Source organism: Kribbella catacumbae DSM 19601 (assembly GCF_000372465.1).
Taxonomy (GTDB): Bacteria; Actinomycetota; Actinomycetes; order Propionibacteriales; family Kribbellaceae; genus Kribbella; species Kribbella catacumbae.
On sequence record NZ_AQUZ01000002.1, the window covers coordinates 53,902 to 66,722 of the forward strand.

Genomic DNA, 12,821 nt, shown 5'->3' on the forward strand with positions numbered 1-12,821 from the left:
TTGTCGTAACCGAACTAGCGCTTGGACCCTTCCACGACGATCTGCGCGGCCGCCGCATCTGATGCGACAAGCGTGCTATCGAAGATGGGCTCGGCAGCATCCAACGCGATGTCAATCGCGGTGCGCTCCCGGCCGGCACCGTCGCCCACATAGAGACCAGCCGCGTATGCCATGCAGATACCTGCGGCACCATCCCAGACCTTCTGCCGTTCACGGTAGAACAAACCGAATGATTCGAGTGCTGGGTCGGTGAATGGTGCGATGTCGATGCACGTCCTCACCATGTCCAGAGTCTGCGATGTCGCACGAACCTTGAGTTGGTACCCGTAAGCCGACAGTTCGCTCTCATACGGCCGCGCGCTCGTGCCGGAACTCCTCGTAACGGAAGCCAGTTGACGCTGGCCGGAAAGGGACGGACCAGATGCTCGCCTGCCATTAACCAGAATCGGTTCATTCCTGCCACTCAGGCTGATGCAAACAGGGCCACGATCGGGTCCGATTTCAGGTGCCAGAACGAACGCGGCCACTGGCACCTTGTTCTCAACGAGACAGACGACGCTGCAAAATTCTCGGCCGTTCTGATCAACAAATTGAGCTGTGCCGTCGATGGGATCGATGATCCAGAGCCGATCACTCGGTCCACTCCCGTGAAGTACCTCCGCGCCATGAACGCCCTCCTCCCCGATGATCAACCCGTCGGGGTCAACCGCTCGCACGCACTTGATGATCTGCTCCTGCACGGCCCCGTCTGCCTCTGAAAGCAAGGTGCTATCGGGCTTCTGCTCGACCCAAAAGGATCGCTTGGAACGAAAATCTGCGAGCATGGGCGTCAGGACGCCCTCCAGTTCCTGCCACAACGATGGGATGTCCACAGACGAAGTCTATTGGCCCATAGCTTGCGTACGCCGCGCACGGCCATGTCCGCGACAACGCTCTGTACCTCGTCCGCTCGGCCGACGCGCATCTGCGGTTCGGTGACGTCGAACGGCCTGTGCTGCCGCCGGCCAGGCGCTGGACCATATCAACGCTCCCGACTCGACACGCCCACCGCAGCACTTGCCGACTTCACTCAACCCTTAGGCCGTACCGCTCGGCGCGCGCTGCCTCCGAACTCGTGGCGCGCACGGACTAACCGACTGCTCCCGCTTCACGACCCGCCCCTGCCACGCGAAGGCGGGTCGACGTGTCGGTTACGCTGGTTCCTGCGCAGCGACCCGTCTTCGCAGAGCAGTGGGGCCCACCGGTGACGGTTAGAGCCGGTTCCACATGAGGTTGTCTTCGCCGCGTTGCAATTGCGCGATACGGGTATGTACTTCGGCGGCTGGGGGGCTGCCGGGTGCAGATTTGCGGGCATTCGTGGTGATCATGCGCAGTTCGCGCAGATCGCGCATGGCCTTGTATCCGGACCAGTCACGGATGTCGATGCCGTAGACATCGACGAATTGCGTGTACTCGTCGGGGTCGGGAAAGAATCTGCGGCAGTGGATTTCGATGGTGACCAGGTCCCATTCCCGGGGGCCGATGCAGGCGCCGTCCCAGTCGATGAGCGCGGTGCCTTGTTTCATCTGGAGTGCGTTGTGGTGCTGGGGGTCTTCGTGGATCAGACCTGGCGGTAGCTCGTAGTGGACGGAGGCAGCGGCGGCTGCTGTTTCGTCGCTGTATGTGGTGAGGAACTGCTGCTCTGGGGCGCTGAGGATGCGGCTGGACGCGATTGAGTTCCGGATGCCGTCAATGAGGTCGAGAGGCGGCAGATCGAGTGGTGGGGCGAGAGTGTGCAGAACCTTTAATGGATGACCGAGGTCTGCGGCGGTCACCCGGGGTTGGTCCGTCTGGTCGATGTAGGGCCAGAAAGTCGCCAGGCATCCGGCACTTTCCAACGGCTGCAGGTGAGGCGATGGTGGGACGGCGAGAATGTCTTGGCCCACAATCCAGCGGACGAGGGCCAGTGTCCGGTTCAGATCGTCGGGCTGTTCGCCGGGGCGAGCGATTTTGACGACGATCTCGCTCCGGGGGAGCAGGTAGACCGCGTTGGTTTGGTGACGGAGAAGGACCGCGCCGGCCGCGTCGATGCCGGCTTGGTGGCAGACGTCAGCGAGGACTCGCTGTGTGGTTTCGGGGGTAAAGGTGGTCTCGGTGATCAGCGAGGTCATTTAGGGGGCCGCGGTGAGCGCGAGCATTTCACGCAGATCGGCGGCTGCTGGCAGGGCCCGCGCGGTGCGGGGGAGGGCTGAGAGCACGTCGGTTCCTCGGGTGAGAACGATCTGGGTCCGGTGCCCGGCGGGCACCGCCTCCAGTGTCTCCTGTGTCAGTTCGCACGCGGCGACCGCGTCGCTGTTCGCCAGTCCGGCCGCTCGGTCGAGCTGTATGAGGGTGGGGTCGAGTGTGAATCCGGCACCTTGCTGCGAATAGAGCTGCAGTGCGCGGTCTTGGATTGGTTCGGCCCGTTCCGGCTCGCCGAGGTAGGTGAGGGCTCCCGACAGGTAGAGCAGCAGGCGTCGTTCCGGGAAGGTGAAGGCGTCGGTGCTGTCGGGGTCGGGTATCTGGTTGAAGATGTCTTGGGCTCGGCCCATGGCTTGTTCGGCCTGGGCGTGGCTGCCGAGTCGTGCCCAGGCGCGGCCTTCGGCTGCGGCTGCGAGGCAGGTCGCGGCGCAGGCAAGATCGCCCGCGATCTTCTGGGCTTCCTGGGCCAGGCGGATCGTGCGGGGGAGATCGCCGTAGTAGTACGGGAGCATTGCTTCTTGGGCGCGGATCTGTGCTCGCAGAGCGTTGTCGTGGGTGTCGTCGCCGGCGAGGCGGGCGGTGCGGTACCAGCGGTGGCTGTCGTTGGTCTCGCCGAGTTTCATGAGGCTGTCGGCGGTCAGGGTGGCCAGTTGTGCGGCGGCACCTGCAAGGCGCAGCCGGATGTGAGCGGTCTGGTTCTGCCTGGTGAGGTCGGCGACCCCCAGAAACTCGGTCAGCAGCGCGGCAAGCATCTTGTTCGGGGCATGGTGAATGTGGTCGCGGCGCAACTGTTCGACGGCGTCTTCGATGAGCTCCATCCGGGAGCCGTTGACCGTGCCGGCTGCCAGGACGTCGTCGGTGCTACGCCGTACCCGGTCGATCGACTCCAAGAGATGCGGGGGTAGCGGACCGAGGTCTTGGCCGGGCAGTTGGCGCAAGAGGTGTCGAATGTCGTGCTCGAGCGGCCCAGGTACATCGGTGTCAGCGCCCGAGGAGGCGAGCTCGTGCCTGGTCGGTGCCGAGGCCGCAACCGGCAGGGCGGTTTGCGCGCGCATCGCGGTCAGAACGATCCGGTCCCGCGCCGGCAGCTGGTCCAGTTCGGTCGCTGTCAGCAGTCGGTGCGGCTCGACGTCGTAGACCTGAGCCAGAAGCACGAGGTTGTAGATCGTCGGCGGTTTGACGCCCGGCCCCGGCATAGGCCACCGCTCAAGCTTAGAGATCGCGGTGTAGTCAGCGGCCGGCAGCGACTCGTCGGCTGCGCTGTATTGCGCCGCGACTTCACCCTGGGACAGGCCACAGGCGTGCCGGTACGACGCAAGGGTCCCGAATCCCCACCGGATACGAAACTCGGCAGCGATGTCATCGACCGTCATGCCCTGGTTCATGAGCTGGTGGCGCAGAGCCGTCCTCGCGGCTTTGTCGCTGCCTCGCCCCTGCGTTGTGCTCATCCCCGCCTACTCTCCGTCAATCTGACCAGATTGGGGTGCGTCAGCGGCAAAAGCAAGGTGGCTCTCACCAGGTTTCTGGGTGCAGGCGGCACATCTTCTGTCGCGCGCCGCTGGATTCACGCCTGAACCGGGGGCCCGTTGCCGTACCCAACAAATAGGTTTCCTGACCCCAGGTAATCGCCTGCAGAGCTCTGTTTACTCGTAGTTACTGCAAGAACACGAGTTGCGTGATCAGTTTCGACGCCGGTTGCTCTCACGACAGGCCACGGATCGCGCTGAACGGTCACCGCGCAGCCATCGGGCGCGCTGGCCGCACTGGACGGCAGGGGAGAAGACATGCACTTGTACGAAGCCGTATGCGGCGTGATGTACGTGCTCGGCGTTGTGGGTATGCGCGGCTTCTTGCGCGACGTAGCTGAGGATGTGAAGGACCTGTGATCCCGGCAATGGTCGACGGAGGCCGGCAGGACCGGCGCAGGGTCAGGGTCTGGTTCGGGGAGCACGTCATCGCCCAGTACATCGCCGAGCCGGCGCTGGCCGCCCGGTACGAGCAGGCTATGCGTCGGCGCTTCGCTGGGCTGAAGGTCACCAACGATCGCCTTGGTGCCACCGCGAATCCCTCGGCAGCAGGAGACAGTTGAAGTGACCGATCGCACCCGCCCGTTGCTGATCGGCTACTACGCGGAGACGTTCCTCATGTCGGCCGCCGAGAAGGAAAAGATCCGCCAGCGGTTCCTCGGGTTCGCAGAACGCGAGGGTTATGTCCTAGGCCCGATCGTTTGCCAGGAACTCGACCAGAAGTCGAAGTTCGAGCACCTGGTCGACCTGGTCAAGATTCGTGCGGTCGCGGCGGTCGTCGTCTCGAACCGCGCCGACCTCAGCGAATCGCAAGGTCACCGGCTGGACGCCGAGGCGAGAGCCCAGGTTTTGGTAGCACCGCCGCCGCCGTGATCCGACGGGGCCGAGTCGCCTGTCACTCCCGTGCCGCGCGGCTTCCTCGATCTGCGCCGGGAGACCCCTCGGTCCCGTCACCTACCGGAGTCCCCAGACCCGCCCCTCGATCCCCTGGCAATTGGGGCTGGGGACTCCTCGCAAGCCGGCTGGTGCACCCGTTGCCGCTCGAGCGCGGGCACCAGCCGTTCCAACCCTGGGGCGGCGGGCCCCAGCGTGGCCCAGCCGTCCCCCTGCGTGGAGTCAGGGCCCCAAGGGGGACGGCGTTCGGGCCAACGGCAGGGCGGGACTAGCCCCTGCATGGCAATGAACTTCAACACCCAGGCCCCGTGGAGGCTTTGTGACACTCGACTTGCAGACTCAACCCCGCACGACCGTGACCGTGCGGTCCGGCCGGCCGCTGGCGGGCACCGTGCGCGTGGACGGTTCGAAGAACGCCGCGCTGCCACTGCTGGCCGCTGCCGCGGCCGTAGGACGTCCGGTCCAGTTGTTCAATGTGCCGCGCAGCACGGACGTGCAGCTGATGGTTACGTTGCTGAAGGCAAGCGGTTTCGAGGTGACACGGCGGCGAGGTGGCCTCGAGATTGCGCCGAACCTCGGCGCGGTGATGCCGCCGGTGCTGCCGGAGGCGGCGCGGATCCGCGCGTCGTACTACCTGGTCCCGGTGCTGCTGGCCTGGTACGGCACTGCGAGTCTGCCCTGGCCGGGCGGGTGCCGCATCGGTGACCGCGGCATGGAACTGCACTTCGCCGTGTACGAGGCGTTCGGGGATGAGGTGCGGACCGATACCTCTGGGTATCGGGTGCGAGTGTCCGTCCCTGCGAAGTCGGTGACGGTTCGGCTGCCGTTCCGCTCCCGGGGCGCTAGCGTCTGCGCTGTTCTGCGTGCAGTGGCAGGGCGGCAGCGGCTGCGACTGGATAATCCGAATCTGTCACCGGAGTTCACCGGCATGCTGGCCGCGCTGCGCACCGCCGACTACGACATCACCGTCGACCAGGACGCGGTGATCGTGGAGCCGCTGCTTTCTTCGGCGAACTCGGAACTGGCGTGGACGGTTCCGGGCGACAAGATCGAGGCCGGAACGATCGCCGCAGCCATCGCTGCGACGGGCGGCACCGGCCGTATCGAAGGGGTCGACGGCTCTGGCCTGACCCGCTTCGCACAGGCACTGAACTGCCTTGGCGTACCGGCGGCGATCGAACCGGATGGGCTGCTGATCTCCGGTCCGGCGGTTCCGGTCCAGGGCTCGCTGGAGGCGATGGCCTCGCTGGATCCCGATGGTTTGGACGCGGACTTCGAACCCGGCTTGATGGCTCTGGCTCTTGGTTTCGCTGGGTCGCATGTGTTCGCTGACGACATCAACCCGGGCCGGCATGGCAACCTGCTGCCGCAGCTGGCCCGACTGGGAGCAGTCGTCGAGGAGCTGTCGCCGACGCGGTGCCGCGTGTCCGGGCCCCAGCAGCTGAGCGGCTCGGTGGTCGAGGCAACCGACATTCGCACCGGGTCGGCGCTGATCGTGGCCGGGCTGACCGCGACCGGTACGACGACCATCACGGGGTTGGATCAGTTGCGCCGTGGGCACCCGAATCTGCCGGGGAAACTCCGCTGGCTCGGCGCCGAGATTGCCGGGGACGAGCAGTGAAGCCCCGGATCCTGGACCAGATCGTCGCGACCACCGACTTCCACTCCAGCCTGGACCACGCGCAGTCTTTGGTGAGCCATCTGCACGCCCACCGGCCGCGTTCGCTGGTGGTTGATTGCGGCGACTTCTTCGAAGGCACCGGTTACTATCTGCTGGGCCGCGGCGACGTCGAGCGCCGGCTGCTGCTGTCGGCCTACGACGTGATCGCGCCTGGCAACCACGGCTGGAGCCACCATTTCGAGCCGAAGCTGCGCCAGTTGACGGTGTGCGCGAACGCCACGGACAGTGACGGGAGATGGTTGTTTCGCCAGTTCCGCAAGGCCCGGATCGGGAACCGCACGGTGGGCGTCACCGCGGTCATCAGCCCGCAGGCGTTCAGCGCGATCCCGATGGCCGAACGAGCCATGCACCGGGTTGTCGATCCGGCCGCGGCACTGTGGGAGCTGCGAGGCCGCAACCTCGATGTCGAGGACTGGATCGTGCTCTCGCACAGCGGCTTCACCGACGACCAGTTGCTGGCCGCCAAGTGCCCGTTCGTCTCGGTCGTGTTCGCCGGCCATTGCCACAGCCCGAAGTACGGCCCGCTACGGGTGGGGGACACCTTGGTCGTCAAAGGACCGGAGCTCGGCCGCGGCTACGCCATCGCCGAACCCACCCCGGACGGCTGGACCGCCCGTACCCTGTTGGCCGACTCTCCAACACCGGTCCCGCGGCAGTTCGCGCCGATCGCCGACCAAATCACCGGCCTGCACGGCCGACTGACTGCCCCCATGGGCGGCATCCTCGAGCACTGGCGCAACCGGCCGGTCGAACCACGCGAACTTCTGACCGCGGTGGTCGCCTGGCTGCATGACCGTCGCAGCGATCTGCCGGTGATCCTGAACGAGCCCGCGCTGCGCCCGGTCGAGCTGGGTAAGACCCTGACGCTGGCCGACCTGCTGGCCGCGGAGCCGTTCGCGAACGAACTCGTCTACGCCCCACTGCCATACCGCGACGGCGGCGTGCAGACGGTCATGCAGCAACTCACCGACCGCGCGGGCCCCCTCCTGACCTCGCCCGCCAAGCTGCAGCCACCTGTCCATACCGCGCTGATGACCGGCTACCTGGCCGAGACGTTCCAACTCCACTGCAACACACCTGCAGGACTGACGCTGGGCGGGGCGGTGTGCCACGTCCTGACCGGGACAGGCCCGTCCATCCCGAAAGGACGCACACCGTGATCCTCACCGGCCCTGAGATCACCGCCGCGGTCGCCGACCACCGGCTGCAGATCACGCCCTTCGACCTCAGCCAGGTGAACCCGAACAGCTACAACGTGAGCCTCGGCCCCACGCTGCTGACCTACACCAGCCCGGTCCTGGACTCGTGCGATCGCAACGTGACGACCTCGATCGAGATCGACGAGTCCGGGTTCGTCCTGCAGCCCGGCGAGCTGTACCTGGGCCACACTCTGGAACAGGTCGGATCGGACCAGTTCGTCCCGCTGCTGTTCGGCCGCTCCTCGGTCGGACGGCTCGGGTTGTTCGTCGAGATCACCGCGCCGATCGGAGACCTGGGCTTCCACGGCCAGTGGACCTTGATGCTGAGCCCGATCCTGCCGCTACGGGTCTACCCGGGGATGGAGATCGCCCAGATCATGTTTTTCGTGGCCGCCGGCGCGGTCGACCTCTACAGCGGTAAATATCAGGCCGCCACCGGGCCGCAGGCCTCGCGGTCGTGGTGGGACAACCGCCCGGTGGCGGTGTCATGATCCTCACCGGTCAGGCGATCGCCGAAGCTGCCGCCGCAGGCGAAATCAACATCGATCCTTTCGACCCAGCCCGGTTGTCGCCGAATGCCTACGACTGGCGCCTCGGCGACACCTTGTGGATCTGCAGCGGCGATCTCGATGCTGCCGTACCGACCGCAGTCGACGAGGAGATCACTATCCCCGGCGACGGCTATCTCCTGGAGCCCGGCGTCCTCTACCTCGGCCACACTCTCGAGAAGACGAGTTCCGAGCACTATGCCCAGTTCCTCAACGGCGACCGAACGATCGGTGCCCTCGGCATCTGGGTGCACGTGTCCGCCCCACTGGGCCATCTGGGCCATGGCATCCAGTGGACGCTGGAGATCCGGGTTGCTAAGCCCGTCTGGATCTATCCGGGCATGACGTTCGGAAAGCTCGTCTTCCTGCGGACCTTCGGTCGGGCCGCCAGCTACCAAAACCATGGGCTGAAGTACGCCGCCACCAGTGGCATCGACACCTCCCGCCTCTACGAGGAGATCGGCACCGGCCGATGACACCTGCAACGACCGATCCGACGCCGTACGTCGCGACCTGTCTCGATCTGCCCGCCGGCAGCCCCGGTGGAAGCGTCGAGCTGTTCCTCGACATCTACACCGGCCCCTCACCGCTGATCCGCGCCGATGCCTTCATGCTCGCCCCCGGCACAGGCAGCCCGCAGGTACCTGGCCTGAGCCAGCTGACCGTGGCAGGCAAGTGCCTCGAAGGGCCTGAGTTTCGGCGGTACGTCGACCGGCTGCGACAGGGTCTGGCCGAGCGGATCGACCCGGGCAAGATCGACATCGTCCACCTGCAGCACCTGGCCTTCGGAGGCACGCCGGCACTCTGCGCGGTGCTGCCTGACCATCCCCAGATCGCCTTGGTGCACGGCACCGATCTGTTGTTCGCCCAGACCCATCCCGACCAGCTGCAGGTGCTGCGCGACACGGCGCAGCACGCGAGCGCGATCGTCGTACCGACCGCGGCGATGGCCGACCGGCTCGTGGGACTGGCACCCGGTACCGACCGGGCGAAGATCCACCAGATTGCCTGGGGCATCCCGGACCATCTCCACGCCCAGACGCCGCCGTCCACGCAGCGACCCGTCGACGAACTGCGGCTCCTGTACGCCGGGCGGCTCACGAGCGAGAAAGGTGGGGACAACCTCATCCGTGTCCTGGCAGGAGTCGGCGGCATCCACCTCAGCATCGCCGCACCAGAAGGTGAGTTCGACGCGCTCGCTCCGGGACTGGACAGATCCGGGGTCCCGTTCAGCTATCTGGGCTGGCTCGACCGCCGCCGGCTCTGGGAGATCTTCGCCGACTACGACGTACTGCTGATGCCGTCGACCACCTTGGAGGCGATGGGCCTGGTCGCGCTGGAAGCGCAGGCGTGCGGGCTGCCAGTCATCTACCAGCCCGTCCCTGGGCTGATCGATGCGCTCGGTGATTCTGCGCTCGCCACGGACTTCACCGACGCGGCCTCGGTGACCAAAGTGATCGACCGTTTCAAGGCGTCGGCTGCGTTGCGCGCCGAGCTACGCGACCACGGTCGGGCGAATGCCGCCAGGTATCCGTTGTCTCGCACAGCGGCGGCACTTGCTGAGCTCGGTCGCCAGCTGACTAGTTCCTGCGGCACATGACCGCGCCAGATCAGGGATCGAGGACAAGGTGAACCGGAAGCGGATGACCGGCGCGGAGCGCGCCATTGCCTCTGCCGAAGATCCGGATGGCTACTTCGCCATGTGCCAGGCCGAGAGCCGGGCCGCGGCCTTGGCAGAGGTGCGTGCCATGGACCGCAGATGGGCGCGGCACCAGCGGGCTGTTGTTCTCCGTGTACTGGGTCTTCGGGCGTTGTGGCGGCTTGTTCAACGGATCACGCGCGGCTCCGGGCCCAGCTAGGAGAAGGGTCTTCTCGGCCGGTGAGGCCGTAGCAAGTGAAGCTGTCTCAGTCATTAGGGTGATCGCGTGCGATCACCCACTGCGGATAGGACACCTGCATGTTCAGCACTGACCGCGTCGAGGAGCTTCTCGAGGCCGGCTATCGCGACCAAGCCTATCCTGGTGCGGTCTGGAGCGTAGGTGGCCTGGACGGTGTCCGGAGCGCAGGAGTGGTCGGCGTACTGGATCCCGCGCAACCGGACAACCCGATGCTGCCCGACACGGTCTTCGACGTAGCCAGCCTGACGAAAGTTCTCGCGGTGTGGGCGTCTATCGGTGTGCAGGTCACGGCAGGACGACTGCGGCTTGACCAGCGGCTCGACGGGTTCTGGCCCGAGGTCACAGGGCGCCCGCTCGGCCAGGTGACGGCCCATCAGCTCCTGACCCATTCAGCGGGGCTTCCGCTGCGGGCAAACCTGAAGAACCTGTACGGCACCGACCCCGCGGCAATCAGGGTCGGTGTCTTGGCCGAGGCACTGCAGAGGCCGCCAGGCGAAGCAGTGGACTATACGGATCGCGCCGCGTTGGTTCTCGGATACCTAGTCGAGTACTTGTCGGGGCAACCACTCGATCGTCTCGTAGCGGACCGGGTCTGGGATCCGCTCGGAATGGACTCCACGCGGTTCGGGCCGCTTCCGGCCGAGATCGCGGCGCGTTGTGCACCGACCGAGTTCGACGCTGATGCTGGCGTCCGGATCAAGGGAACGCCTCACGACTACTCCGCTCGGCTGCTCGGTGTCTGCGGCATCGCAGGCGCCTTCTCGACCGCCGCGGACCTGGGCCGATTCCTGCAGTACATGCTGCAGGCAACCAGTATCCCGGTCGCCAGCTTCGGCGCCGGGTGGGTGACCGCGTCGCTGTCGGTCCAGACCGGCGACCTCGCTCCGCCGCGTGGTCTGTTCTGGCAGCCGGCACCCGGCAGCGCCCCGGAACACGATGTCTGGGTGCACTATGGCTTCACCGGTACAGCAATGTGGATCTCGCCCTCGCTCGGCCGCTGGGCAACACTGCTGACGAACAAGCTGTACTACACACGCAACCGCGACCCGCTCATGGGGATTCGCGATCAATTCCGCGAAATCGCCTTCGTACGATGAGCACGCTAGCTGCGACGGCGGCACCTTGTACAAAAGGGATCTCCGGATCTCGTCGCAGGGGTCGTCCGGAGTGTGGCGGCCGCCAATGGCGGTGCAGTGCAACTGGATCAGCCTGCGCTTCTTCGCAGCGGCGGGGCGGGTGAGCGGGCGACACGGGGCATCCATCGAGTGAACCGAGACGGGTCCCCGTGCCGATGAAGACTAGCGAACTGCGGGCCGAACTCGCGCGTCGCGCGGAGCTGGACCAGGAAGCCCGCAGCGCGGTGGCCGGCTGGTCAGACGACCCTCGAGTGGTGGGCGTGCTCCAAGAAGTAGACACCGACAACACTCGCTGGCTCCTTGAGGTCGTCACTGAGTCGGGCTGGCCGCAGATTTCCGAGGTCGGTGAGGAAGCGGCCTCCAACGCATGGCTGTTGGCGCAGCACGCGGACTTGCAGCCGGAGCATCAGCGCATGTTTCACCAGGGGATGGAAGCGGCCATGGCGGCGGGGGAAGCCGTCCCTGAACTGTTCGCCTATCTAGACGGCCTCTGACAGACCTGGGCGAAGACTTGCATCTGATACCTAGGTACAGGTTTACAGTCGAAACATGACCACAGAACCTCTCACCCTGTCTCAGGCCGACGACTGGGTCCCGCAGGCGTGCACACTTCCGACGGCCGAGCAGCCGCTGCGCATCGCCGAGTTCGACGACTTGTTCGCGACCAGCCTTCACGGTCTGGAACGAGTGGCGTCGACCCGGCTGCAGCTGCGCCTGGACGCCCGGACCGAGGCGACCACGCGGGATCTGACCGCCCGAGAGACGGGCTGCTGCTCGTTCTTCACCTTCGACTATGCCCCAGGCGCCGGTGGGGAGCTCCTGCTGGACGTGTCCGTGCCGCCCGCACACGTCGCCGTGCTCGACGCCCTGGCAGTTCGGGCGGCCGCGACCGCGGGACTGACACAGTGACCGCAACTGGCCTGCGCAGCGGCCAAGTCGCCGACGCTGCAGGCGTGAACCTGCAGACACTGCGGTACTACGAGCGCCGTGGCCTGCTGTCCGAACCCGACCGCAGCCCAGGTGGTCACCGCCTCTACTCGCCGGAAACGGTGACGGTGCTGCGAGTGATCAAGGCCGCCCAGCGGCTCGGGTTCACCCTGGAGGAGATCTCCGACCTGCTCGAAGCAGGCCGTCACCGGCACGGCCAGAATCCCGACGCAGGATTGCAGGCGCGGGCCAAAGAAAAGCTTGACGATGTCGAGGCCAAGATCGCCGACCTGACCGTGATCGCAGCATCGCTGCAGTCCGCTCTCGACGCCGGCTGCGACGACCTGATCGACTGCGCCCACAGCCCCACCTGCCCGCTGCCGTTCGCCGACCTGGCCTCCGACTCGCCATCCATCACGGTTCTGCCGCTGGCCGAAGGGCTGGTGAGCAACCGTGGCTGCTGCTGAACGCACCAAGGTGTCCAAAACCACCAAGCCCTGGCGGCTGGTCGGTGCGGGTGGTCTCGCGATCGGCGCCTGCGCGGTCTGCTGCGCCGGCCCAGTTCTGGCCGTCCTCGGCGGCCTATCGATCGCTTCGCTGGCAGGGGCCGTCTGGATCCCGGCACTGGCCGTCATCGCGGTGATCACACTGGCGGGGACGGTCTGGGTGCTGCGGAAGCGTCGACGTGCCACCTGCGCCACGCCGACCGAACCAGTCGACCTCGGCATGCCGGCAATGTCTGCACCGCCCCAGCCGAACCGAGATGCTGACACGCCACTGGATACCTTCTGA

At 66.2% G+C, this 12,821-nt stretch carries 15 protein-coding genes; 12 read left to right on the top strand and 3 right to left on the bottom strand.

Annotation, left to right across the window (positions count from 1 at the left end; translation table 11 throughout):
• Positions 1-14: 14 nt before the first annotated feature.
• The 3 genes from A3ES_RS45955 to A3ES_RS45960 form a co-directional block, all read right to left on the bottom strand.
• Positions 15-872, bottom strand: a complete 858-nt coding sequence (locus tag A3ES_RS45955) for an inositol monophosphatase family protein (RefSeq protein WP_020385167.1) — start codon at positions 870-872, stop codon at positions 15-17.
• 378 nt (positions 873-1,250) lie between these two features.
• The gene (locus A3ES_RS0102375; protein WP_020385168.1) at positions 1,251-2,150 is read right to left on the bottom strand and encodes an aminoglycoside phosphotransferase family protein; all 900 of its coding nucleotides are present in this window, start codon (positions 2,148-2,150) and stop codon (positions 1,251-1,253) included.
• A complete protein-coding gene (locus A3ES_RS45960) occupies positions 2,151-3,668 on the bottom strand; it encodes an NsdA family TPR-like regulatory protein (RefSeq protein WP_157630280.1) in 1,518 nt (505 codons plus the stop codon).
• Positions 3,669-4,114: 446 nt separating this feature from the next.
• Here A3ES_RS45960 and A3ES_RS0102390 point away from each other — a divergent pair, with 446 nt between their 5' ends.
• From A3ES_RS0102390 to A3ES_RS0102450, 12 genes are all read left to right on the top strand, one after another.
• Positions 4,115-4,309, top strand: coding sequence for a hypothetical protein (locus A3ES_RS0102390; protein WP_020385171.1), 195 nt, complete (start codon positions 4,115-4,117; stop codon positions 4,307-4,309).
• A 1-nt stretch (position 4,310) separates the two neighbouring features.
• Positions 4,311-4,619 (top strand): hypothetical protein, encoded by a 309-nt coding sequence (locus tag A3ES_RS0102395; RefSeq protein WP_020385172.1) that lies wholly within the window; start codon positions 4,311-4,313, stop codon positions 4,617-4,619.
• Positions 4,620-4,959: 340 nt separating this feature from the next.
• Positions 4,960-6,261, top strand: coding sequence for a hypothetical protein (locus A3ES_RS0102400; RefSeq protein WP_020385173.1), 1,302 nt, complete (start codon positions 4,960-4,962; stop codon positions 6,259-6,261).
• On the top strand, positions 6,258-7,481 hold the full coding sequence (locus A3ES_RS45965) for a metallophosphoesterase (RefSeq protein ID WP_020385174.1): 1,224 nt from the start codon (positions 6,258-6,260) through the stop codon (positions 7,479-7,481). Before A3ES_RS0102400 ends, A3ES_RS45965 begins: the two co-directional genes overlap by 4 nt.
• Positions 7,478-8,011: a dCTP deaminase gene (gene dcd, locus A3ES_RS0102410; RefSeq protein WP_020385175.1), complete on the top strand. Its 534-nt coding sequence runs from the start codon at positions 7,478-7,480 to the stop codon at positions 8,009-8,011. The genes A3ES_RS45965 and dcd overlap by 4 nt, the downstream gene beginning before the upstream one ends.
• Complete coding sequence (locus A3ES_RS0102415; protein WP_020385176.1) at positions 8,008-8,544, top strand: dCTP deaminase; 537 nt, start codon at positions 8,008-8,010, stop codon at positions 8,542-8,544. Before dcd ends, A3ES_RS0102415 begins: the two co-directional genes overlap by 4 nt.
• Entirely contained in the window at positions 8,541-9,668 is a 1,128-nt protein-coding gene (locus A3ES_RS0102420) for a glycosyltransferase family 4 protein (protein ID WP_020385177.1), read from the top strand. The genes A3ES_RS0102415 and A3ES_RS0102420 overlap by 4 nt, the downstream gene beginning before the upstream one ends.
• 357 nt (positions 9,669-10,025) lie before the next feature.
• Entirely contained in the window at positions 10,026-11,063 is a 1,038-nt protein-coding gene (locus tag A3ES_RS0102430; RefSeq protein ID WP_020385179.1) for a serine hydrolase domain-containing protein, read from the top strand.
• 194 nt (positions 11,064-11,257) lie between these two features.
• Positions 11,258-11,596 carry a hypothetical protein gene (locus tag A3ES_RS45970; RefSeq protein WP_020385180.1) on the top strand — a complete coding sequence of 113 codons (339 nt, stop codon included), beginning with the start codon at positions 11,258-11,260 and terminating at the stop codon, positions 11,594-11,596.
• A gap of 55 nt (positions 11,597-11,651) precedes the next feature.
• A complete protein-coding gene (locus A3ES_RS0102440) occupies positions 11,652-12,011 on the top strand; it encodes a hypothetical protein (protein WP_020385181.1) in 360 nt (119 codons plus the stop codon).
• Positions 12,008-12,496 (top strand): MerR family transcriptional regulator, encoded by a 489-nt coding sequence (locus tag A3ES_RS0102445; protein ID WP_020385182.1) that lies wholly within the window; start codon positions 12,008-12,010, stop codon positions 12,494-12,496. The genes A3ES_RS0102440 and A3ES_RS0102445 overlap by 4 nt, the downstream gene beginning before the upstream one ends.
• Positions 12,483-12,821 carry a hypothetical protein gene (locus A3ES_RS0102450; RefSeq protein ID WP_020385183.1) on the top strand — a complete coding sequence of 113 codons (339 nt, stop codon included), beginning with the start codon at positions 12,483-12,485 and terminating at the stop codon, positions 12,819-12,821. The genes A3ES_RS0102445 and A3ES_RS0102450 overlap by 14 nt, the downstream gene beginning before the upstream one ends.

Excerpts from the sequence above, each read along its gene's own strand:
- A3ES_RS0102420 (WP_020385177.1), top strand. The coding sequence starts at position 8,541 with ATGACACCTGCAACGACCGATCCGACGCCGTACGTCGCGACCTGTCTC.
- A3ES_RS0102390 (WP_020385171.1), top strand. The coding sequence starts at position 4,115 with ATGGTCGACGGAGGCCGGCAGGACCGGCGCAGGGTCAGGGTCTGGTTC.
- A3ES_RS45970 (WP_020385180.1), top strand. The coding sequence starts at position 11,258 with ATGAAGACTAGCGAACTGCGGGCCGAACTCGCGCGTCGCGCGGAGCTG.
- A3ES_RS0102430 (WP_020385179.1), top strand. The coding sequence starts at position 10,026 with ATGTTCAGCACTGACCGCGTCGAGGAGCTTCTCGAGGCCGGCTATCGC.
- A3ES_RS0102440 (WP_020385181.1), top strand. The coding sequence starts at position 11,652 with ATGACCACAGAACCTCTCACCCTGTCTCAGGCCGACGACTGGGTCCCG.
- A3ES_RS0102375 (WP_020385168.1), bottom strand. The coding sequence starts at position 2,150 with ATGACCTCGCTGATCACCGAGACCACCTTTACCCCCGAAACCACACAG.
- A3ES_RS45960 (WP_157630280.1), bottom strand. The coding sequence starts at position 3,668 with ATGAGCACAACGCAGGGGCGAGGCAGCGACAAAGCCGCGAGGACGGCT.
- A3ES_RS0102415 (WP_020385176.1), top strand. The coding sequence starts at position 8,008 with ATGATCCTCACCGGTCAGGCGATCGCCGAAGCTGCCGCCGCAGGCGAA.